Genomic DNA, 19277 nt, shown 5'->3' with positions numbered 1-19277 from the left:
AGGCCGGCGCGGGCGGTCCCGGCCGAGAACTCAGGTCCGGGCCAGGGTGATCGCCAGCTCCCGGTACGCGGGCACGAGCACGCCGCGGGCCACGCGCCGTCGTCCCACCACCGGCGTGCCACCGGCCGCGGCGACCGGGGCGAGCGCGTCCAGCACCGCGTTCACCTGCGCCATCGCGAGCGGCATACCCAGGCAGAAGTGCGGCCCCGCGCCGAACCAGAGGTGCCGGACACCAGCGCTGATCGCCCGGTCCGGATCGAACCCGCCCTCGGCCCGGCAGCAGTTCACGGTCGCGATCACGACACGATCCCCCGGCCTGACCCGTTCCCCGCCGACCTCGGCGCCGGCCACCACAGACCGCAGCATCGCGGGCGTCGGCACGGTCACCCGGAGCCCTTCCTCGACCATCCGCCGCCGCAGATCGGAGTCTCCGCCGCCGTTCGCCGCCGCCGGACCGGTCGCCGCACCCGGCCCCGGCACCCCCAGCAGGCGGTCCATCCACCCCGTGTCGTGGGCGATCGCGAGCAGCCGCGGCACGAACGACTGGATCGTCTCCGTCCCCGTCAGCACGAACGCCCCCACCGCGCCCATCGCCTCACGCTCCGAGAGTCCCAGCGCGCGCATCCGTCCCGGGACCGTCCCCTCGTCGCCGGCCCGGTACGCCATCCGGGCGGGCGCCGTCAGCCCCTCCAGCACACCCCGGGCGTGCCTCGCCTGCGCGGCGGTGAGCCGGCGCCGGTGCAGCCGCACCATCCCGGTCACCGCCTGCGCCGCCGCCATCGACTCCCGCACCGCCGCGTCCGTGGGCGGCAGCCCCACGAGCCCGCAGATCACGGCCCCGGCCTGCGCCGCGACCGTCGCCGCCAGATCGACGGTCTCCCCCTTGTCCAGCCGCAGGGCCAGCTCGTCGAGCGGCCCGCCCGGCTCGCGCCCGGCGTCGACCAGCTCGCGCACCGCCCGCGGCGAGAAGATCGGCCCGAGCGCCCGCCGCATCGCGGCGTGCTCCGCGCCCTCCATGTTCAGCAGCACGGACGGCCCGAGCACCGGCGTCCACAGGTCCGACGGCGACCCGGGCCCGACCTTCGAGAACCGCTCGGTGTCCAGCAGCACCTCGCGCGCCACGGCGGCGTCGTTCACCACGACCCCCACCCGCGGCACCCGCACGACGGCCCTCCCCCGCAGCCCCCGGATCGCCGGGTACGCCACGGGATGCGCCCCCCGCTGCACCCGCTCCTCCCACAGCGCCTCGGGCGAGGCCCACGAGGTTCCCGTCCGCCCCACGACCTTGCCGTCCGTCGCTCCTGGGCCGATGCGACGCAACCTCGTGGTGGCGGACGGGAACCTCGTGCTCCCCCCAGGGGCCGACGGGACCTGCCCCGGGGCCGTCACCGGATGTCCACCACCGCGGGGCGGTAGCGGTGGTCGGCGTACCAGCCCAGGGTCCGCAGCAGGCCCCACGCGTGCACGCGCCGCGTGGAGGCCCGCACCCACACCTCGGGGTGCTCGCCGTACGACGACGTCAGCCGCCGCACCGCGTTGACCAGCGCGCGGTCCTCGTGCACGTCCTCGATGCGGGTGCGCGGGAAGCCGCCCGCGCGCTGGTACAGGTCCGCGGTGATCGCCATGTTGCAGCCGGGGGCCATGACGTACGGCCCCCGGTACCCCTCGTCCTGGTTCCCGGGCCGGATCTTCCCGAAGGTGCTCGCCAGCCACAGCGCGCCGTTCAGCACCGCGGTCTGCCGGCGGGACACCGGCCGGTCGTCGGTGCGCGGCACGAGCCGCCCCGCGATCAGCTCATCTCCCGTCGCGAACGCCGCCCGCACCACGCGCGTCCAGCCGGGCGGCGGCAGGCAGTCGGCGTCGGTCCGCGCCAGCAGCCCGGCGCCGCCCGCGATCGCGACCCGCATCCCCGTGTCGGCGGCCGCGCCCGTCCCCTTCTGCGCCTCGTCCACGACCCGCCACCGCCCGGACCGCCCGGACCCCGCGATCACCTTCCGCACCAGGTCCCCGGTACCGTCCGTGGACCCGTTGTCCACCACGACGAGGTCGAAGTCGTCGTCCTCCTGCGCGTGCAGCGCCTCGAGCGTCCGCGCGATCCCGGCGTCGTGCGCCTCGTTCAGCGCGGGGACGACGACGGCGAGCCGCGCCGTGCCCGCGTCCGCCTCGCGCCGTGCCGTGTTCACCACCTCACCACCATCGCACCCATGCTGACCCCGCCGGCGAGCCCGAACAGCAGCACGACGTCCCCGCGCCGGACCCGCCCGGACTCCCGCGCCAGGCACAACTGCAGCGGCAGCGTCGCCGAGGCCACGTTGCCGTGGTCGGCCACGGTCACGAGCATCCGCTCGCGCGGCACCCCGAGGCTCGCCGCGACGTCGTCCAGGTACGCGACGGCGACCTGGTGGACTGCCACGAACGCGACGTCGTCCCAGGTGAGGCCGGCCTTCGCGAGCGCCTCGAGGGCGACGTCGGGCCCCAGCTCGTCGAACGCCTCGCGCAGCCGTGTCCCGTCGATCTCGAAGTAGCTCCGCTCGACGTCGCGCGGGTGCGCGGTCCCGCCCCCGGGCAGCATCCCGACGTCCCAGTGCCGCGACGCGGCGGAGAACGCCGAGGAGAGGATCCCGGACGGCGCGGCCGTCAGCGTGGCGAGCTCCGCGTCGAGCGCGCTGACGTCGTCCGCGGCGGGCAGCGCCGTCGACTCGACGAGCACCGCGGCACCGGCGTCGGACATCGTGTACCCCGGCACCGACAGCGCGTACGTCTCCCGGTCCGGGATGTCGTGCCGCACGGCGCGGCTCGGCATCTCGCCGCACGCGACCAGCACCCGCCGGTACCGCCCGGTGCCGATGAGCGCGTCGGCCACCTCGATCCCGTTCAGCACGGAGTTGCAGGCGTTCTTCACGTCCATCACGGGGCAGGTCGCGCCGAGCTTGGCGGCCACGATGTGCGACGTCGCGGGCTCCACCATGTCCTGCGACGCCGAGGCGAAGATCAGCAGGTCCAGGTCCGACGCCGTCAGGCCCGCATCCAGAAGCGCCTTCCGCGACGCGGCGACGGCGAGGTCGGACGCCTGCTCGTCGTCGGCCGCGACGTGGATCCGCCGCACCCCCGTCAGCCGCGCGACCATCGGGGCCCGGGGTACGGCACCGGGATTGCGCCGGTGCAGCTCCCGTTCGGCGCCGGCGACCTCGCGTACGTCGCCGGGCAGGTGCACGGCCACCCCGGCCAGCCGCGCGACGGGCTGCGGGGGCTCGGGTACGACGGCGGTCGGCGCGACGGCGGCCGTGAGTTCTTGCGTCATCTGGCACACCGTAACCGCGGACACCGGCAGTGCCCAGAAAAGTAGCGGGCGAACACCACGCCGGCCGGCCGCCCTCGTCGCGCGCGGGAGGGCGGCGGCCGGCCGCCGGCGCACCGGTCAGCGGCCCACGATCGCGGCGTTCGTCCCCACCCATTCCATGAGGGGTCCCATCGCCTCGGCGAGCTCCTGGCCGAGCGGTGTGAGCGTGTACTCGACGCGCGGCGGGATCTCGGGGTAGGCGTGGCGGGAGACGAGACCATCGGCCTCGAAGGTCCGCAATGTCGTGGCGAGCATCTTCTCGCTGATGCCGTCGACGGCGCGGCGCAGCTCCCCCCAGCGCATCGTGCCGTCCGCGAGGGCGGCCACGATCAGCACGCCCCATTTGCTGGTGACGTGGTCCAGGAGCAGCCGATGCGGGCAGTCGGCCGTCAGGAACTCGGGATCGCTCGCGCGCATGGCCTCAAGACTTACCTTCACGCCAGTACCCTACGCGAAAGTGGGTACCTGCGACCGGGAAGTTACCGTGCGGCGGCCGGGTTCGGCTGGGAGACTGATCCCCTACCGGTAAGGAACCTCTCCCATGACCACACTTGTCACCGGCGCGTCGGGCCACTTCGGCCGCCTCACGATCGAGGCCCTGCTCGCACGGGGTGTCGCCCCGGGTGAGCTCCGCGCCGGTACCCGGCGCCCGCACGAACTCGCCTCGCTGTCCGCTCGCGGCGTCGCCGTCGTCCCCCTGGACTACGACGACGACGCCTCGGTCGCCTCCGCGGTCGAGGGCGCGGACCAGGTCCTCCTGGTCTCGGGCAACGAGCTGGGCAAGCGGGTCGCGCAGCACGCCGTGGTGATCACCGCGGCGGCCAAGGCCGGCGTCGGCCACCTCGTGTACACGAGCGCGCCCCGGGCGGACGACACGTCGCTCGTCATCGTGCCCGAGCACGCCGCGACGGAACGGCTGCTGGCCGACAGCGGCCTGACCGCGACGATCCTGCGCAACAACTGGTACCTCGAGAACTACGCCGCGACCGTGGCCCAGGTCCGCGAGACCGGCGTCCTGCTGACCAGCGCCGGCGACGGCCGGGTCGCGAGCGCCCTGCGGTCCGAGCTGGCCGAGGCGGCGGCCGTCGTCCTGACGACCGAGGAGCACCGTGGCCGCACGATCGAGCTGGGCGGCGACGAGGCGTGGACGTTCGCCGAGTTCGGCGCGGCGCTCGGCACGGTGCTGGGCCGCGAGGTGACGGTCGAGCAGCTCTCCGCCGAGGAGCACCTGGCCCGGCTGACCGCCGCCGGTCTCGACGAAGGAACCGCCGGCTTCGTCGTCGCCGTCGACGGCAACATCCGCGAGGGCGCCCTCGAAGGCGGCACCCACGACCTCTCCGTCCTCCTGGGCCGCCCGACGGCGACCCTCCCGGACGCCCTGGCAACCCTCGTCTGACCCTCGACCGCGCTCGCCTGCCCCTGGCCGCTCCACCGCTCCGGATCGTGTCCGGGCTCCGCCGCACCGACCCGGCCCGGGGTGCGGCGGGTCGCGGACACGATCCGGGGTCGCGGGTGGCGGCCCGCCCGGGCGCTGTACTCGCGCCCCGCGAACCCGGCAGACTCGTCGCATGCACCTGCTGCCCACCACGCGTCATGAGATCGGCCTGCTCTGGCGGGCACGGCCCGGGATGGCCGGGCTGCTGCTCGCCGGGCAGGGGCTCGCGCGCCTGCCCGGGCCCGCGATCCGCAAGGTGCCCGGCATCGGCTGGGTGACCGGGGATCCCGTGGTCGCGCGCGAGGTGCTCAAGGACCACCGGTCGTTCACGATGGTCGGCGAGGGCGGCGTCGGCGACCTGTGGGCGCAGATCCTCGGCGAATGGGTGCGCGACCTGTTCGACGGCCCCGGCCACCACGACCTGCGCACCCGCGCCCGCGACCTGTTCACCGAGCGCACCGCCGGCGCCCTCGTGGCCGGGACCTGGGGCCCCACGCTCCGCGACGCCGGCGAGCGCCTCGCGGCGGGCGAGCCGGTCGACGTCGCGCATACGTCCCGCGTCCTGGTGGGCCGCATGATGATCGAGCTGCTGGGCATCCCGGCGCCGGACGGCCCGCAGTCCGGCCGCCCCGGCGACGCCGTCGCCCCGGGCGCCGGGCCGGACGCCCCGCCCTGGGGCGACGGCGTCGTCGTCCCCTCAGGCGCCGCCCCCTCGGGCCCCGTCCGCTCGTGGCCCGACGACGACGGCGCGCTCGCGGCCTTCCGCACCGGCGAGCGCCTGGCGAAGCTCGCCCTGGGCACCGAGGGTTCCACCACCCTGCCGCCCGAGAAGATCGCCGAGGCCAAGCTCATCACCGACGAGCTCACCGCCGGGGTCCCGTACGCCTTCCGCACCGCGCCGCCGTCCCGGCTGCTCGGCCGCGCCCGCGAGCTCGGCCTGACGCTGGAGGAGGCGACGGGCCTGGCGAGCCTCCTCATGGTCGCGGGCACGGAGACCTCTGCGAGCGCCATGATGCGCACGACGGCGCTGCTGGCCGACACGGGCGAGCAGCACCGGCTGCTCGCCGCGCTGGGCGCTCAGGAGTCGCGGCCCGGCGCCGCGGGCTCGCCGGCGGGCGCGGCGCCCGGCCCCCACCCGCCGTCCGACGGTCCCTGGGACGCCGTGGTCCGCGAGGGCCTGCGCGTCACCAGCCCGGCGTCGGTCATCGGCCGCGGCGTGTCGGCCGACGTCGAGATCGGCGGCGCCCGCCTGCGCACCGGCGACCGCATCATGCTCCTGGTCTGGTCGGCGAACGCGGCGGCGGGCCCGTTCCGGATCGACCGCGAGTACGTCCGCGAGACCCGCCAGCTCTGGTTCGGCGCGGGCCGCCACCTCTGCCTGGGCGCGGCCCTCGCCAAGGCGGAGGTCGCCGCGCTCCTGCGCACCCTGTGGACCACCCCGGACGGCGCCCCGGCAGGCCCGCTCCGCGTCGTCCGCCGCGAGGCCTCGCGCGAGGTCATCGTCCCCGGCTACGAGAAGCTTGTGGTCTCCCGGTAACCGCCCGAGGGCCCCGGCCCGGTAGGGTCCTGGGCTTGTGCGTGTCTACGCCCGCATCCTCGCCGCCGGGTTCCGGACCCAGACCCGTTACCTACCCGCCGCGTTCGCAGGACTGCTCGCGAACGCGACGTTCGGGCTGCTCAAGTCCGGGATCCTGCTCGCACTCGTGGACGGGCACGGCGGCGCCGTCGCCGGCTACACCGCCGGGACGATGGCGGCCTACGCGTGGCTCAGCCAGGGCGTGCTCGGGTCCGTCAACATCTACTCGCTCGCCGGAACGGCCCGGCGCATCAAGTCCGGGGACATCGCCGTCGACTTCCTCCGGCCCGTGGACGTGCAGTTCGCGAGCATCGCCGACGACGTCGGGCGGGGGCTCTTCGCGCTGATCCCGCGCGGGCTGCCGAGCGTGGCCGTCGGGGTGCTCCTGGTGGGGATGACGATGCCGGCCGAGGTGCTGCCGTACGCGCTCGGCGCCGTCAGCCTGCTGCTCGGGATCACGCTGTCGCACGCGCTCGGCTACCTGGTCGCCACGGCGGCGTTCTGGCTGGTCGAGGTGCGCGGGCTGCAGATCCTGTACATGGGCGTGGCCGGGTTGCTCACCGGGCTCATCACGCCGATCTGGCTGTTCCCGGACTGGCTGGTCGCCGTCGCCCTCGCGACGCCGTTCCCCGCCGTGATGATGTTCCCGATCGACGTCCTCAGCGGCCGCACGACGGGGGCCGCCGCCGCCGGGCTGCTCGCCGCGCAGGCCGGCTGGCTGGTCGTGGTGCTCGCGGCGGGGCAGGTCACCACCCGGCTCGGGCGGCGCAGGCTGGAGGTGCAGGGCGGATGAACCGGACCCTCAGCGGACTGCGCGAGGCGTCGCAGCCCTACCGCGCCGTGCTGGCCTCCCGGATCCGGGCGCAGCGCTCGTACCGCACCAGCTTCCGGGCGGACCTGGTCGGCACGGCGGTCGTCGGCCTGACCGAGGTGGCGGAGGTGCTCGTGCTCTTCTCGGCCGCGAACGGCACCCTCGGCGGGCTCGACCTGAGGCAGGCGCTGCTCGTGTTCGCCCTGTCGGAGCTCGCGTACTCCCTCGCGGACATGGTGTTCGGGCACGTGGACGAGCTCGCCGTGCTCGTGCGCGAGGGCCAGGTCGACGTCTTCTACCTCCGCCCGCAGCCGCTGCTCGCCCAGGTCGTGACCATGGACATCAGCCTGAGACGGATCGGCCGCGCGTCGCTCGCCGTCGTCGTCCTCGCCTGGGCGCTCGTGGCGAACGACATCGACTGGGGCGCGACCTCGGTCCCGCTGCTCGTGATCTCCCTCGTGTGCGGGGTCGCGATCTTCGGGGCGAACTTCGTCACGGCGGGCGGCCTGCAGTTCTTCCTGCTCAACGCGCACGAGGTGACCAACGCGTTCGTCTACGGCGGGCGGCACGCGTCCACCCAGCCCGCCACGGTGTGGCTGCGCAGCGTCACGGTGATCTTCGGGTTCGTCTTCCCGATGGCGTTCTGCGCGTACCTCCCGGCGATGCTCCTGCTCGGGGAACCGGGTGCGGAATGGCTCCCCGCGTGGCTGGGCTGGTTCGCGCCGGTCGCGGCGCTGTGGGCGTGGACGACGGCGCTGCTCGCGTGGCGCTTCGGGATACGGCACTACCAGGGAGGCGGAGGATGAACGGAACGACGCCGGACACGGACCGGCGGGGAGTCGAAGAGCCTGGATCGACGGGCCGCCCGTCGTCGTCGGGCACGACACGGCCGGAGACCGCGCGATCCGGGCCGGCGGGCCACGGTCCGTCGTCGGACACGATCATCGAGGTGCGTGACCTGACGCGCGACTTCCGCGTGCGGAACGGGCCGAAGGTGCGGCGGGTGACCGCCGTCGACCACATGACCTGGTCCGTGACGCGTGGGGAGGCGGTCGGGTACATCGGCGCCAACGGCGCCGGGAAGTCCACCACGATCAAGATGCTGGCGGGGATCCTCGTGCCGACCGGCGGCGAGGTGCTGACGTGCGGGCTGCGGCCCGTGCAGGATCGCCGGCGGCTCGCGCGGCGGATCGGGGTGGTGTTCGGGCAGCGCTCGCAGCTGTGGTGGGACCTTCCGGTCCGGGAGTCGTTCGGCATCCTGGCGGCCATCCACTCGCTGCCGCGGGACGAGGAACGGGCGCGGACCGCGGAGCTCGTCGGCATGCTCGACATGGGCAGCTACCTCGCCACGCCCGTCCGGCAGCTGTCGCTCGGGCAGCGGATGCGGGCCGAGGTGGCCGCCGCGCTGCTGCACCGCCCGGAGCTGCTGATCCTCGACGAGCCGACCATCGGGCTGGACGTGCTGTCCAAGCAGCGGCTGCGCGAGTTCCTGATCCGCGAGCGGCGCGAGCACGGCACGACGCTGCTGCTCACGACGCACGACATGGGCGACGTCGAGCGGCTGTGCGACCGGATCCTCGTGGTGGACCACGGCACGCTGGCCTACGACGGGACCCTGGACGGCCTGAGCCGGACGGTCGGGGCCGAACGAGTCCTCGTCGTGGACCTCGCGGAGCCGTGCCCGGATCTCACGGTCCCGGGCGCGCGGCACCTCGCCAGCGAGGGCGACGGCCTCCGCCAGCACCTCGCGTTCGACCCGGGGACGACGACGGCGGCCCGCGTGCTTGCCTCGGTCGCCGAACACGCCGAGGTGCTGGACCTCACCATCGCGGAGCCGGACATCGAGGACGTGGTGCGCCGCATCTACGAGCGAGGCGCCGGCTCCCCCGGGAACTGAGGCCCCGGACCGCGGTCAGCCCAGCTTCGACAGGTCGCGGACCGCGCCCTTGTCGGCGCTCGTGGCCAGCGCCGCGTACGCCTTGAGGGCGGCCGACACGTACCGGTCGCGCGCGACGGGCTGCCAGGGCCGCTCCGACGACTCCATCTTCGCGCGGCGCTCGGCCAGGACGTCGTCCGGCACGTTCAGCACGAGGGACCGCGCCTCGACGTCGATCGAGATCTCGTCGCCGTCCTCGACCAGCCCGATCGTGCCGCCCGCGGCGGCCTCCGGGGACACGTGCCCCACGGAGATGCCGCTGGACCCGCCGGAGAACCGCCCGTCCGTGATGAGCGCGACCTGCTTGCCCAGGCCCCGCCCCTTGATGTACGAGGTCGGGTACAGCATCTCCTGCATGCCCGGCCCGCCGGCGGGCCCCTCGTACCGCACGACGACGACGTGCCCCGGCTCGACCTGCTTCGACAGGATCTTCTCGACGGCCTCTTCCTGCGACTCGCACACCAGCGCGCGCCCGGTGAACCGGAACACGTCGGGGTCCACCCCGGCCGTCTTGAACACGGCGCCGTCCGGCGCGATGTTGCCGCGCAGCACCGCCAGGCCGCCCTCGACCGTGTACGCGTGCTCGACGTCGCGGATGCAGCCGCCGGCCGCGTCCGTGTCCAGCGACTCCCAGACGTTCGACGTCGAGAACGCCTTCGTGGTGCGCACGCCGCCGGGCGCGGCGTGGAACAGGGCCTTGGCCTGCTCGGTCGCCTTGCCGCTGCGGATGTCCCAGTCGTCCAGCCACTCCCGCATGGTCGGGGTGTGCACGGTGGTGACCTCGCGGGACAGCAGCCCCGCCCGGTCCAGCTCGCCGAGCAGCGCGGGGATGCCGCCCGCCCGGTGCACGTCCTCCATGTGGTAGTCCGGGTGGTTGGGCGCCACCTTGCTCAGGCACGGCACGCGGCGGCTGAGCTCCTCGATGTCCGCCAGCGTGAAGTCGATCTCGGCCTCCTGGGCCGCGGCAAGGATGTGCAGCACCGTGTTGGTGGAGCCGCCCATCGCGACGTCGAGCGCCATCGCGTTCATGAAGGCGTTCTTGGTGGCGATGCCGCGCGGGGCCGCGGTGTCGTCCTCGCCGTCGTAGAACCGGCGCGTCAGGTCGACGATCGTGCGGCCGGCCTCCAGGAACAGCTCCTTGCGGGCCGAGTGCGTCGCGAGCGTGGAACCGTTGCCCGGCAGCGACAGCCCGAGCGCCTCGGTGAGGCAGTTCATCGAGTTCGCGGTGAACATGCCCGAGCACGAGCCGCATGTCGGGCAGGCGTTCTCCTCGACCAGGCCGAGGGCCTGGTCGTCGACGTTCTCGTCGGCCGAGTAGTTGATCGCGTTGATCAGGTTCAGGTGCGTCCTGGCGACGCCGTCGGCCACGACCGCCTTGCCGGCCTCCATCGGGCCGCCGGAGACGAAGATCGCCGGGATGTTCAGCCGCAACGCCGCGTTGAGCATGCCCGGGGTGATCTTGTCGCAGTTCGAGATGCACACGATCGCGTCGGCCGTGTGCGCGTTGACCATGTACTCGACCGAGTCGGCGATCAGGTCGCGGCTCGGGAGCGAGTAGAGCATGCCGCCGTGGCCCATCGCGATGCCGTCGTCGACGGCGATCGTGTTGAACTCCTTGGCGACGCCACCCGCCTCGCGGATCGCGCCCGCGACGAGGTCGCCCATGTCCTTGAGGTGCACGTGACCCGGCACGAACTGCGTGTACGAGTTCGCGATCGCGATGATCGGCTTGCCGAAGTCCTCGGAACCCATGCCGGTGGCGCGCCAGAGGGCGCGGGCACCGGCCATGTTCCTGCCGTGCGTGGAGGTACGGGAGCGCAGCGGACGACTCATGAACCCACACTACGTCCGCCGTCCATCCCTCGGAAGCCGCGGCCACAGTGCGGACGCCCGGAGCACCCTGCCATAAGGTTAGGCTGCCCTCACAGCGCGGCGCCGTTCCGGCGCCGCCACACTGCACGTCCCGGCACCCCCTCCAGGAGCACGACATGGCCACACGGCACTCCACCCGCCTCTTGCTCAGCTGCGCCGCCATCGGCGCGGCCGGCGGCATCGTCATCGCGGCGCTCAACTGGAGCCTGCTGCTCCTGCCGCAGACCTGGTTCGCCTACACGCTGTACACGATCAGCCTGGGCATCTGGGCCCTGCCCGCCCTGATCTCGCTCGCGCTGTTCCGCGCGCCCGGCGTCGGCCTGCTGACCATGGTCTTCGCGGGGGTGGTCAACCTCGTCACGCCCAACGGGTTCGCGATGCTGGTGAACTTCCTGGCCGCCGGGATCATCATCGAGCTGCCGTTCCTGGTCACGCTGTACCGCCGCTGGTCCGACGGGTACGTGCGCACCGGCTCGGTCGTGGCGCTCGTGGTGGCGAGCGCCGCCTACTTCGCGACCCTCGTGACGGCGGTGAACACGGACGGCTCCGCGTTCCTGCCCGCCGGGTTCTACCCCTGGGGCGTCGTGATCTCGCTGGCGGGCGCCGTCGTCGTGGCCGTCGCGGTGACCCTGCTCGCGCAGAACGTGGCGCGGCAGCTCGAGCGGCAGGGCCTGGGCCGCCGCAGCACGGACACGGTCGTCACGGTCACCGAGGCGTGAGCACGCGGCCGGCCACGAGCGGCCCGGTCCGGACGGGGCCGTCCGGCACGGTTCTGATCAGGGCCGACGACGTCGGCGTGCGCCATCAGGGCCACGCCGGCTTCACCCCGGCCGCCGTCTCGCTGACGCTCTCGGCCGGCGAGGTGGTGCTGCTGCTCGGCCCGTCGGGCTGCGGCAAGTCGACCTTCGCGCTCACCCTGAACGGCCTGGTGCCGCAGTCCGTCCCCGCGGAGCTGCGCGGCGCCGTCGTCGTCGGACCCGACCATCTCGACGCGACGACGACGCCGGTGGGCCGGCTCGCGGAGCACGTGGCCATGGTGTTCCAGGACCCGGACGCGAGCGTCGTCACCGGCTCGGTGCTGGACGAGGTCTGCTTCGGGCCGGAGAACCTGCTCCTGGCGCCGGACGAGATCCTGCGCCGCGCCGAGGACGCGCTACGCCGCGTGGGCCTCTGGGAGCGCCGCGACGACGACCCGGGCATCCTGTCCGGCGGCGGCCGGCAACGGCTCGCGGTCGCGTGCGCGCTCGCGCAGGCGTCGCCCGTGCTGGTCCTGGACGAGCCGACGGCGAACCTCGATCCCGCCGGCATCGAGGAGTTCTACGCGACCCTCACCGAGGTCGTGGCCGACGGCGACCGCGCCGTGCTGCTCGTCGAGCACAACCTCGACGCCTGCGCGGACCTGGTCACCCGCGTGGTCGCCCTGGACCGCCGCGGGCGGGTGGTCCTCGACGGCCCGGCACGGGACATCCTGGCGGGCCACGCCGACGAGCTGGCCGAGCTCGGCGTCTGGCTCCCGACGGCGACCCTCGCCGGCCGCCGGCTCCGGGACGCGGGCGTGCTCCCGCCGTCGTCCCCGCTGCCGCTGACGCCCGGCGAGCTCAACGCGCTGCTCACCGGCGAGGACGCCGACCCGGAACCTTGGTCCGAGACCTCCTCGGCCCCGGCAGCCGGCATCGCCGGAACGCCGGAGCCGGACGCCGCGCCACCGGTCGTGCAGGTCGACGACCTCGTCGTGCGGCGCGGCGGGCACGGGCTGACCCGGCGCCGGCGGGAGGCCACGGGCACCGTCGTCCTCGACCGGGTGTCGCTGCGCGTGCGGGCCGGGGAACTGCACGCCGTCGTCGGCGTGAACGGGGCCGGGAAGTCCACGCTGCTGCGGGCGATCGCCGGCGTCGAGCCACCACCTCCTGGCGCCGTGCGCGTCGCCGGGCTCGATCCGGCCCGCGCGGACCTGCGGGACCTCGCGTCCCGCGTCGGTTACGTCTTCCAGAACCCGGAGCACCAGTTCGTCCGGCACACGGTCGCCGAGGAGCTCGCCCACGCGCTCGAGCTGCGCGGCCTGGACCGCGCCGGGACCGACGCCCGGGTGGACGACATGCTCGGCCGGTTCGGCCTGCGCACCCATCGCGCCGCGCACCCGTTCCTGCTGTCGGGCGGGCAGAAGCGCCGGCTGTCGGTGGGCACGGCGCTGATCGGCGGGGCCCGGATCCTCGTGCTCGACGAGCCGACCTTCGGCCAGGACCGGGAGCGGGCCGCGGAACTGCTCACCCTCCTGGACGACCTCGTGGCCGCGGGAACCGCCGTCGTCGTCGCGACGCACGACCTGCAGCTCGTGGCGGAGCACGCCACCCACGTCCTGGTCCTGGCCGGGGGCCGCGTCGCCGCTCACGGCCCCGCCGCGCAGGTCATCGCGTCGGGCACGCTCGACGACGCCGGGCTGCGCCGCCCGCCGCTCGCCGAGGCCCTGCACGGCACCCGGTGGTCCGGCGTCACCCGCCTCGCGGACCTACCGGGGCCTGACCCCGCGGGCCACACCGAGCCGGACGCCACAGCCCTGGCGGACCCCGGCACCGCAGGCCCGCCGACGGCCGGCGTCGCAACCCTGCCCGAGCCTGACGCCGCCCGTCACCCGAACCCGGGAGCCCGCGCATGACCGCCACCAGCCCGTACGCGCGCGTCGAGCGCCCGCGGCTGCTCCAGCGCGCCAACCCGCTCGCGGTGGCAGCCGCCGTCGCCCCGGGCATCGTCGTGGCGTTCACCGCACCCGGCCCGGCCACGCCCTGTGCGCTGCTCGTGCTCGCGACCCTCGCCGTCGCCGCCGGCGTCCGGGTGCCCACGCGCCACCGGGTCCTGGTGTTCGCCGGGCCGGTGCTGTTCACGCTGTTCGCCTCGCTCACGCTCGGCCTGTGGACGCCGGCCGACGACGTCGCCGGCACGCCCCTGCTCCTGGCCGCCGGCCCGTTCGAGTACCGCCTGGGCACCTGGCTCGCGGGACTCGCGATCTCCCTGCGGCTCGGCGCCGTCCTCGCCCTCGCGCTGGTCCCCGGGGTCGCGTCGACCGGGCCCGACGTCGTCCGCGCCGCCGTGCAGAACCTCCGCGTGCCGTACCGGATCGGGTACACGGCGCTGGCCTCGTTCCGGTTCGTGCCGCGGTTCTCCCGCGAGCTCGCCCAGATCCGGGCCGCCCATCGCGTGCGCGGCACCGCGCGCGGCCGCGGCCCGCTGGCCGCGATCCGGCGCGGGACCGGCTACCTGGTGCCGCTCCTGGCGGGCGCGCTGCGCCATGCCGAACGTGTGGCGCTGGCGATGGACGCCCGCGCGTTCGGTGCCCACCCGGCCCGCACGGAGCGGATCCTGCTGCCGTTCCGCGGCGGCGACATCGTGCTCGTCGCGGTGACGTGGGCCCTCATCGCGGCGGCGCTTTGGCTGCCGTTGTCTGTCCCGGACGTGCGACCTGCCTGAAAGTGCCGCGTAAACGTTTCGCGGCCTGCCGATATGACCTCATTGACCCCCTAAGCTGCCGCCCATGACCAAAACTGAGATCGCTCCCATCAGCGGTGACATCACCGTCAGCGGCACCGCTGCACGGCTGCTCGCGGTGTGCCGCATCCTCCTCGGCTTCGTCTTCCTGTGGCCGGCACTCGACAAGACGTTCGGGCTCGGTTACGCCACGCCGCCGGAGGGCGCATGGGTGGCGGGCCAGTCCCCCGCCGCCGGATATCTCAGCCACATCGAGGGCCCGCTCGCCGGGCTCTTCGCGGGCCTCGCCGGCCCGGTGAGCGACGTCCTGTTCATCCTTGGCATGTTCGGGACGGGCGTCGCCCTCATCCTCGGTATCGGCCTGCGCGTCGCGGCGTTCGCCGGCGGGCTCATCATGCTCCTGCTGTGGCTCGCGGCCTGGCCGTTCGCCGCGGGCTCGACCAACCCGATCGTCGACAACCACGTGATCTACCTCGCGCTGGTCGTCACCTTCGCGGTCACCAACGCCGGCGACACCTGGGGCCTCGGCCGCGCCTGGGCGAACTCCCCGATCCCCGGCACCCGCACCTGGCTCCGCTGATCCGAGGGCCGGCCCGGGACCGCGGTCCGGGGCCGGGCGGCACGACGACGGGATGACATGCCGCCGTCGTGCCGCCCGGCCTCGAGGCACCGGCGTCTACGACACCGTGAACTCGTCCTCCAGGATGCTCATGACATGGGCGTCGGCCCAGGTGCCACCGTCCGGGTACACGTCCCGGAGGCGCCCCTCCTCGCGGAAGCCCAGCGACTCGTACAGCGCCTTCGCCCGCGGGTTGATGCTCAGCACGTGCAGGCTCACGCGGTGCAGGCCCGGGCCGGGGTGGTCCGGCACGCCCGCGAAGGCGAACCGGAGCACCCCCTCGATGGCCTCCCGGCCGTAGCCCCGGCCACGGTAGTTGGGCAGCATCTGGAGCCGCAGGGTCGCCGACCGCGCGGCGTCGTCGACGTCGTTCAGCACGATCTCGCCGATCAGCTCGTCGCTGACCGGCACCCCGTTGCGGGTCGCCGCGGGGACGATCGCCCAGTCGAACCGCCCCGGCCGCCCCGCGACCGTCGCCGCCCACTCGTCGATCTCCTCGCGCCCGAGAGGCCGGGTGGTCCCCGTCAGGCGGCGGCCCTCCGGGTCCTGGACCGCCTCCCACAGGCGCGCCGCGTCCCGTGCCTCCATCGGCCGCAGGCGCACCAGCTCGCCCTGCAGCACCGGGCCCCTGGTCACTGACCGATCCGCTCCAGGATGAGCTCACGCACGCGCTTCGCGTCCGCCTGCCCCTTGGTCGTCTTCATCACCGCGCCGATGATCGCGCCGACCGGGCCCTGGTTCCCGCCCCGCACCTTCTCGGCGACGTCGGGCTGCGCGGCCAGCGCCTCGTCGACGGCGGCCAGCAGCGCGCCGTCGTCGGACACGACCGCGAGGCCGCGCGCGTCGACGACGGCGCCCGGGTCGCCCTCGCCCGCGAGCACGCCCTCGAGCACCTGGCGCGCCAGCTTGTCGTTGATCTTGCCGTCCGCGATGAGCTGCTCGAGCTCGGCGATCTGCGCGGGCGTGACGGACAGCGACTCGAGGGACACCTCGTCCTGCTTGGCGCGGCGGGCCAGCTCGCCCATCCACCACTTGCGGGCCCCGGCGGGCGTGGTGCCGCCCGCGACGGTGGCCTCGATGAGGTCGAGCGCGCCGGCGTTGACGACATCGCGCATCTCGGCGTCGGCGTAGCCCCACTCGCCCTGCAGCCGGCGGCGCCGCGCGACCGGCATCTCCGGCAGCGACGACCGGATCTCCTCGATCCAATCGCGGCTCGGGGCGACCGGCACGAGGTCCGGCTCGGGGAAGTAGCGGTAGTCCTCGGCGTCCGACTTCACGCGGCCCGACGTCGTGATGCCGGTGTCCTCGTGCCAGTGCCGCGTCTCCTGGACGACGATGTCGCCGGCGTCCAGCACCGCGGCCTGCCGCGAGATCTCGTACCGCACGGACCGCTCGACCGAGCGGAACGAGTTGACGTTCTTCGTCTCGGTGCGGGTGCCCAGCGGCGACTCCGGGGTGGGACGCAGGGAGAGGTTCACGTCCGCGCGGACGTTGCCGCGCTCCATGCGGGCCTCGGACACGTCCAGCGCGCGGAAGATGTCGCGCAGGGTCTGCACGTACGCGCGGGCGACCTCGGGGGCGCGCTCGCCCGCACCCTCGATCGGGCGGGTCACGATCTCCACCAGCGGGATGCCCGCACGGTTGTAGTCGACGAGGCTGTACTCGGCACCGTGGATCCGGCCGGTCGAACCGCCGACGTGCGTGTTCTTGCCCGCGTCCTCCTCCATGTGGGCGCGCTCGATCTCGACGCGGAAGACCTCGCCGTCCTCCAGCTCGACGTCGATCCAGCCGTCGTAGGCGATGGGCTCGTCGTACTGGGAGGTCTGGAAGTTCTTCGGGACGTCGGGGTAGAAGTAGTTCTTCCGCGCGAACCGGCAGGACTCCGCGATCCGGCAGTTCAGCGCGAGGCCGATGCGGATCGCGTACTCGACGGCCTTGCCGTTGACGACGGGCAGCGCACCCGGCAGGCCCATCGAGACGGGCGTGGTCTGCGTGTTCGGCTCGCCGCCGAACTCGACCTCGGCCGCGCAGAACATCTTGGTCCTCGTGCCGAGCTCGACGTGCACCTCGATGCCGAGCACCGGGTCGTACCGGCGGACGGCGTCGTCGTAGGCCACGAGGTCGGTCGTCGTTGCGGCGGTCATCGGCTCAGCTCCGTCATCGTCTTCAGCTCAGGGGCCCTGGTCAGGAGAGGCGCGCCCCAGGTCTTCTCGAGCGCGGCCTCGAGGGCGGCGCCCACCCGGTACATGCGGTCGTCCGCCTTGGCGGGGGCCAGGATCTGGAACCCGACCGGGAGACCGTCGTCGGACAGGCCGTTCGGCACGGACATGCCCGGCACGCCGGCGAGGTTGGCCGGGATCGTCGCGACGTCGTTCAGGTACATCGCCAGCGGGTCGTCCAACTTCTCGCCGAACTTGAAGGCCGTGGTGGGCGCCGTCGGCGAGACAAGGACGTCCGCCCGGGTGAACGCCGCGTCGAAGTCGCGCTGGATCAGCGTGCGGATCTTCTGGGCGCTGCCGTAGTAGGCGTCGTAGTACCCGGCGCTGAGCGCGTAGGTGCCGAGGATGATGCGGCGCTTGACCTCGTCGCCGAACCCGGCGCCGCGGGTGGCGGCCATGACGCGCTCGGCGGTGACCGGGCCGTCGGCCGGCTCGACGCGCAGGCCGAACCGCATGCCGTCGAACTTGGCGAGGTTGCTCGACGCCTCCGACGGCATGATCAGGTAGTACGCGTCCAGGGCGTAGGTGAAGTGCGGACAGGAGACCTCGACGATCTCGGCGCCCAGGCTCCGCAGCTGCTCGAGCGACTCCTCGAAGCGGGCGCTCACGCCCGCCTGGTAGCCCTCGCCCGAGAGCTCCTTGACGACGCCCACCCGCAGGCCGGACAGGTCGCCGGCGGCACCCTGGCGGGCGGCCTCGACGAGGCCGGGCATCGGCTCGTCGATCGAGGTGGAGTCACGCGGGTCGTGGCCGCCGATGAGCTCGTGGAGCAGGGCGGCGTCGGCCACCGTGCGGGTGACGGGGCCCGCCTGGTCGAGGCTGCTCGCCATGGCGATGAGCCCGTAGCGGGAGACCCCGCCGTAGGTCGGCTTCACGCCGACGGTGCCGGTGACGGCGCCGGGCTGGCGGATCGAACCGCCGGTGTCCGTGCCGATCGCGAGCGGCGCCTCGAACGCCGCGACCGCGGCGGCGGACCCGCCGCCGGAGCCGCCGGGGATGCGCTCCAGGTCCCACGGGTTCCTCGTGTTGCCGTAGGCCGAGTGCTCGGTGGAGGAGCCCATGGCGAACTCGTCCATGTTGGTCTTGCCGAGGATGGGCAGGCCGGCCGCCTTGAGGCGCTCGACGAGCGTCGCGTCGTACGGCGGGATCCAGCCCTCCAGGATCTTCGACCCCGCGGTGGTCGGCATGCCCTTGGTGACGACGACGTCCTTCACCGCGATCGGGACGCCGGCCAGGACGTGCAGGTCCTCGCCGGCGGCCCGCCGGGCGTCGACCTCGGCCGCCGTGGCGAGGGCGTCGGCGTCGCTGACGTGCAGGAAGGAGTTCAGGTCGCCGTCGACGGCGGCGATGCGGTCCAGGTGGGCCTGCGTGGCCTCGACGCTGGTGACGGAGCCGTCCGCGAGGGCGGCGGCGAGCTCCGCCGCGCTCAGGCGCGTGATGTCACTGGTCATCTCTCATTCCTCCCCGAGGATCTGCGGGACGAGGAACCGGCCGTCCTCCTGCTCCGGTGCCGAAGCCAGGACGTCCTGCTGCGAGAGCGGCTGCTGCGGGACGTCGTCGCGGAACACGTTGGTGAGCGGGAGCGGGTGGCTGGTCGCGGGCACATCGGCGGTGGCGACCTGGCTGACGCGGGCGATCGACTCGACGATCACGTCGAGCTCACCGGCGAGACGGTCGACCTCGTCAGGACGCAGGTCGATCCGGGCCAGGCCGGCGACGCGCGCGACCTCGTCTCGGGAGATGGTGGACATAGACGCCAGTCTAGTGCCGGTGGGAGCCGACGACGCTCGCGGAACGGCGGGATTCTGCCCGTGGTGGCGGGGTCCCGGCCTACGCCGACCAAGGCGACGCGTGTCCCGGGAACGGAGAAAGCCCTCGGGCCGGGTGGCTCGGGGGCTTGCGGTGTGCGGGAATGCAGGAACCCCCTTGGGCTGGTGGGCTCAAGGGGGTTCCTGTCTGAAAAGAAGTCCGGCGGCGTCCTACTCTCCC

At 73.9% G+C, this 19277-nt stretch carries 18 protein-coding genes; 9 read left to right on the top strand and 9 right to left on the bottom strand.

From position 1 onward, the window contains the following. Nucleotides 1–30 precede the first annotated feature (30 nt). The 4 genes from ABD208_RS19005 to ABD208_RS18990 all read right to left on the bottom strand — a co-directional run bounded on the left by ABD208_RS19005 (nt 31) and on the right by ABD208_RS18990 (nt 3778). Nucleotides 31–1281, bottom strand: coding sequence for a cytochrome P450 (locus ABD208_RS19005; protein WP_344106072.1), 1251 nt, complete (start codon nt 1279–1281; stop codon nt 31–33). Between the two features lie 104 nt (nt 1282–1385). Beyond that, nucleotides 1386–2186 (bottom strand): glycosyltransferase family 2 protein, encoded by an 801-nt coding sequence (locus ABD208_RS19000; protein ID WP_344106070.1) that lies wholly within the window; start codon nt 2184–2186, stop codon nt 1386–1388. Further along, entirely contained in the window at nt 2180–3301 is a 1122-nt protein-coding gene (locus tag ABD208_RS18995; protein WP_344106068.1) for a 3-oxoacyl-ACP synthase III family protein, read from the bottom strand. Before ABD208_RS18995 ends, ABD208_RS19000 begins: the two co-directional genes overlap by 7 nt. 117 nt (nt 3302–3418) lie before the next feature. Continuing rightward, a complete protein-coding gene (locus ABD208_RS18990; protein ID WP_425561133.1) occupies nt 3419–3778 on the bottom strand; it encodes a winged helix-turn-helix transcriptional regulator in 360 nt (119 codons plus the stop codon). Between the two features lie 103 nt (nt 3779–3881). On the opposite strand from ABD208_RS18990, the gene ABD208_RS18985 reads away from it, so the two are divergent. The 5 genes from ABD208_RS18985 to ABD208_RS18965 all read left to right on the top strand — a co-directional run bounded on the left by ABD208_RS18985 (nt 3882) and on the right by ABD208_RS18965 (nt 9059). Further along, nucleotides 3882–4736 carry an SDR family oxidoreductase gene (locus ABD208_RS18985; protein ID WP_344106066.1) on the top strand — a complete coding sequence of 285 codons (855 nt, stop codon included), beginning with the start codon at nt 3882–3884 and terminating at the stop codon, nt 4734–4736. 172 nt (nt 4737–4908) lie between these two features. Then, nucleotides 4909–6312, top strand: a complete 1404-nt coding sequence (locus ABD208_RS18980; RefSeq protein ID WP_344106063.1) for a cytochrome P450 — start codon at nt 4909–4911, stop codon at nt 6310–6312. 37 nt (nt 6313–6349) lie between these two features. Further along, nucleotides 6350–7144 (top strand): ABC transporter permease, encoded by a 795-nt coding sequence (locus ABD208_RS18975; protein WP_344106060.1) that lies wholly within the window; start codon nt 6350–6352, stop codon nt 7142–7144. After that, the gene (locus ABD208_RS18970; RefSeq protein WP_344106058.1) at nt 7141–7968 is read left to right on the top strand and encodes an ABC transporter permease; all 828 of its coding nucleotides are present in this window, start codon (nt 7141–7143) and stop codon (nt 7966–7968) included. Before ABD208_RS18975 ends, ABD208_RS18970 begins: the two co-directional genes overlap by 4 nt. Then, a complete protein-coding gene (locus ABD208_RS18965; RefSeq protein WP_344106056.1) occupies nt 7965–9059 on the top strand; it encodes an ABC transporter ATP-binding protein in 1095 nt (364 codons plus the stop codon). Before ABD208_RS18970 ends, ABD208_RS18965 begins: the two co-directional genes overlap by 4 nt. A 15-nt stretch (nt 9060–9074) precedes the next feature. On the opposite strand, the gene ilvD is transcribed toward ABD208_RS18965, so the two are convergent. Beyond that, a complete protein-coding gene (gene ilvD, locus ABD208_RS18960) occupies nt 9075–10931 on the bottom strand; it encodes a dihydroxy-acid dehydratase (RefSeq protein ID WP_344106054.1) in 1857 nt (618 codons plus the stop codon). 155 nt (nt 10932–11086) lie between these two features. Here ilvD and ABD208_RS18955 point away from each other — a divergent pair, with 155 nt between their 5' ends. From ABD208_RS18955 to ABD208_RS18940, 4 genes are all read left to right on the top strand, one after another. Continuing rightward, entirely contained in the window at nt 11087–11689 is a 603-nt protein-coding gene (locus ABD208_RS18955) for an ECF transporter S component (protein ID WP_344106052.1), read from the top strand. Then, complete coding sequence (locus ABD208_RS18950; protein WP_344106049.1) at nt 11686–13623, top strand: ABC transporter ATP-binding protein; 1938 nt, start codon at nt 11686–11688, stop codon at nt 13621–13623. The genes ABD208_RS18955 and ABD208_RS18950 overlap by 4 nt, the downstream gene beginning before the upstream one ends. Beyond that, nucleotides 13620–14432, top strand: a complete 813-nt coding sequence (locus ABD208_RS18945; protein WP_344106047.1) for an energy-coupling factor transporter transmembrane component T family protein — start codon at nt 13620–13622, stop codon at nt 14430–14432. Before ABD208_RS18950 ends, ABD208_RS18945 begins: the two co-directional genes overlap by 4 nt. Before the next feature lie 64 nt (nt 14433–14496). After that, the gene (locus ABD208_RS18940; RefSeq protein ID WP_344106045.1) at nt 14497–15030 is read left to right on the top strand and encodes a DoxX family protein; all 534 of its coding nucleotides are present in this window, start codon (nt 14497–14499) and stop codon (nt 15028–15030) included. Between the two features lie 96 nt (nt 15031–15126). Here the strand turns inward: ABD208_RS18940 and ABD208_RS18935 are convergent, their stop codons facing one another. Genes ABD208_RS18935 through gatC form a run of 4 tightly spaced genes read right to left on the bottom strand, consistent with a single transcriptional unit; the run spans nt 15127 to nt 19039 of the window. Then, complete coding sequence (locus ABD208_RS18935) at nt 15127–15705, bottom strand: GNAT family N-acetyltransferase (protein WP_344106043.1); 579 nt, start codon at nt 15703–15705, stop codon at nt 15127–15129. Beyond that, nucleotides 15702–17213, bottom strand: coding sequence for an Asp-tRNA(Asn)/Glu-tRNA(Gln) amidotransferase subunit GatB (gene gatB, locus ABD208_RS18930; protein WP_344106041.1), 1512 nt, complete (start codon nt 17211–17213; stop codon nt 15702–15704). The genes ABD208_RS18935 and gatB overlap by 4 nt, the downstream gene beginning before the upstream one ends. Continuing rightward, the gene (gatA, locus tag ABD208_RS18925; protein ID WP_344106038.1) at nt 17210–18739 is read right to left on the bottom strand and encodes an Asp-tRNA(Asn)/Glu-tRNA(Gln) amidotransferase subunit GatA; all 1530 of its coding nucleotides are present in this window, start codon (nt 18737–18739) and stop codon (nt 17210–17212) included. The genes gatB and gatA overlap by 4 nt, the downstream gene beginning before the upstream one ends. A 3-nt stretch (nt 18740–18742) precedes the next feature. Next, a complete protein-coding gene (gene gatC / locus ABD208_RS18920; protein ID WP_344106037.1) occupies nt 18743–19039 on the bottom strand; it encodes an Asp-tRNA(Asn)/Glu-tRNA(Gln) amidotransferase subunit GatC in 297 nt (98 codons plus the stop codon). Nucleotides 19040–19277: the final 238 nt, after the last annotated feature.

It is taken from the genome of Myceligenerans crystallogenes (genome assembly GCF_039529775.1).
In the GTDB taxonomy this organism is placed as follows: Bacteria; Actinomycetota; Actinomycetes; order Actinomycetales; family Cellulomonadaceae; genus Myceligenerans; species Myceligenerans crystallogenes.
This window is presented reverse-complemented; position numbering and strand designations above follow the sequence as displayed.

Bases quoted from the DNA above. Each gene is read 5' to 3' on its own strand.
- ABD208_RS18965 (WP_344106056.1), top strand. From the start codon at position 7,965: ATGAACGGAACGACGCCGGACACGGACCGGCGGGGAGTCGAAGAGCCT.
- ABD208_RS18945 (WP_344106047.1), top strand. From the start codon at position 13,620: ATGACCGCCACCAGCCCGTACGCGCGCGTCGAGCGCCCGCGGCTGCTC.
- ABD208_RS18995 (WP_344106068.1), bottom strand. From the start codon at position 3,301: ATGACGCAAGAACTCACGGCCGCCGTCGCGCCGACCGCCGTCGTACCC.
- ilvD (WP_344106054.1), bottom strand. From the start codon at position 10,931: ATGAGTCGTCCGCTGCGCTCCCGTACCTCCACGCACGGCAGGAACATG.
- ABD208_RS18955 (WP_344106052.1), top strand. From the start codon at position 11,087: ATGGCCACACGGCACTCCACCCGCCTCTTGCTCAGCTGCGCCGCCATC.
- gatC (WP_344106037.1), bottom strand. From the start codon at position 19,039: ATGTCCACCATCTCCCGAGACGAGGTCGCGCGCGTCGCCGGCCTGGCC.
- ABD208_RS18980 (WP_344106063.1), top strand. From the start codon at position 4,909: ATGCACCTGCTGCCCACCACGCGTCATGAGATCGGCCTGCTCTGGCGG.
- ABD208_RS18985 (WP_344106066.1), top strand. From the start codon at position 3,882: ATGACCACACTTGTCACCGGCGCGTCGGGCCACTTCGGCCGCCTCACG.
- ABD208_RS18970 (WP_344106058.1), top strand. From the start codon at position 7,141: ATGAACCGGACCCTCAGCGGACTGCGCGAGGCGTCGCAGCCCTACCGC.
- gatB (WP_344106041.1), bottom strand. From the start codon at position 17,213: ATGACCGCCGCAACGACGACCGACCTCGTGGCCTACGACGACGCCGTC.
- gatA (WP_344106038.1), bottom strand. From the start codon at position 18,739: ATGACCAGTGACATCACGCGCCTGAGCGCGGCGGAGCTCGCCGCCGCC.
- ABD208_RS18940 (WP_344106045.1), top strand. From the start codon at position 14,497: ATGACCAAAACTGAGATCGCTCCCATCAGCGGTGACATCACCGTCAGC.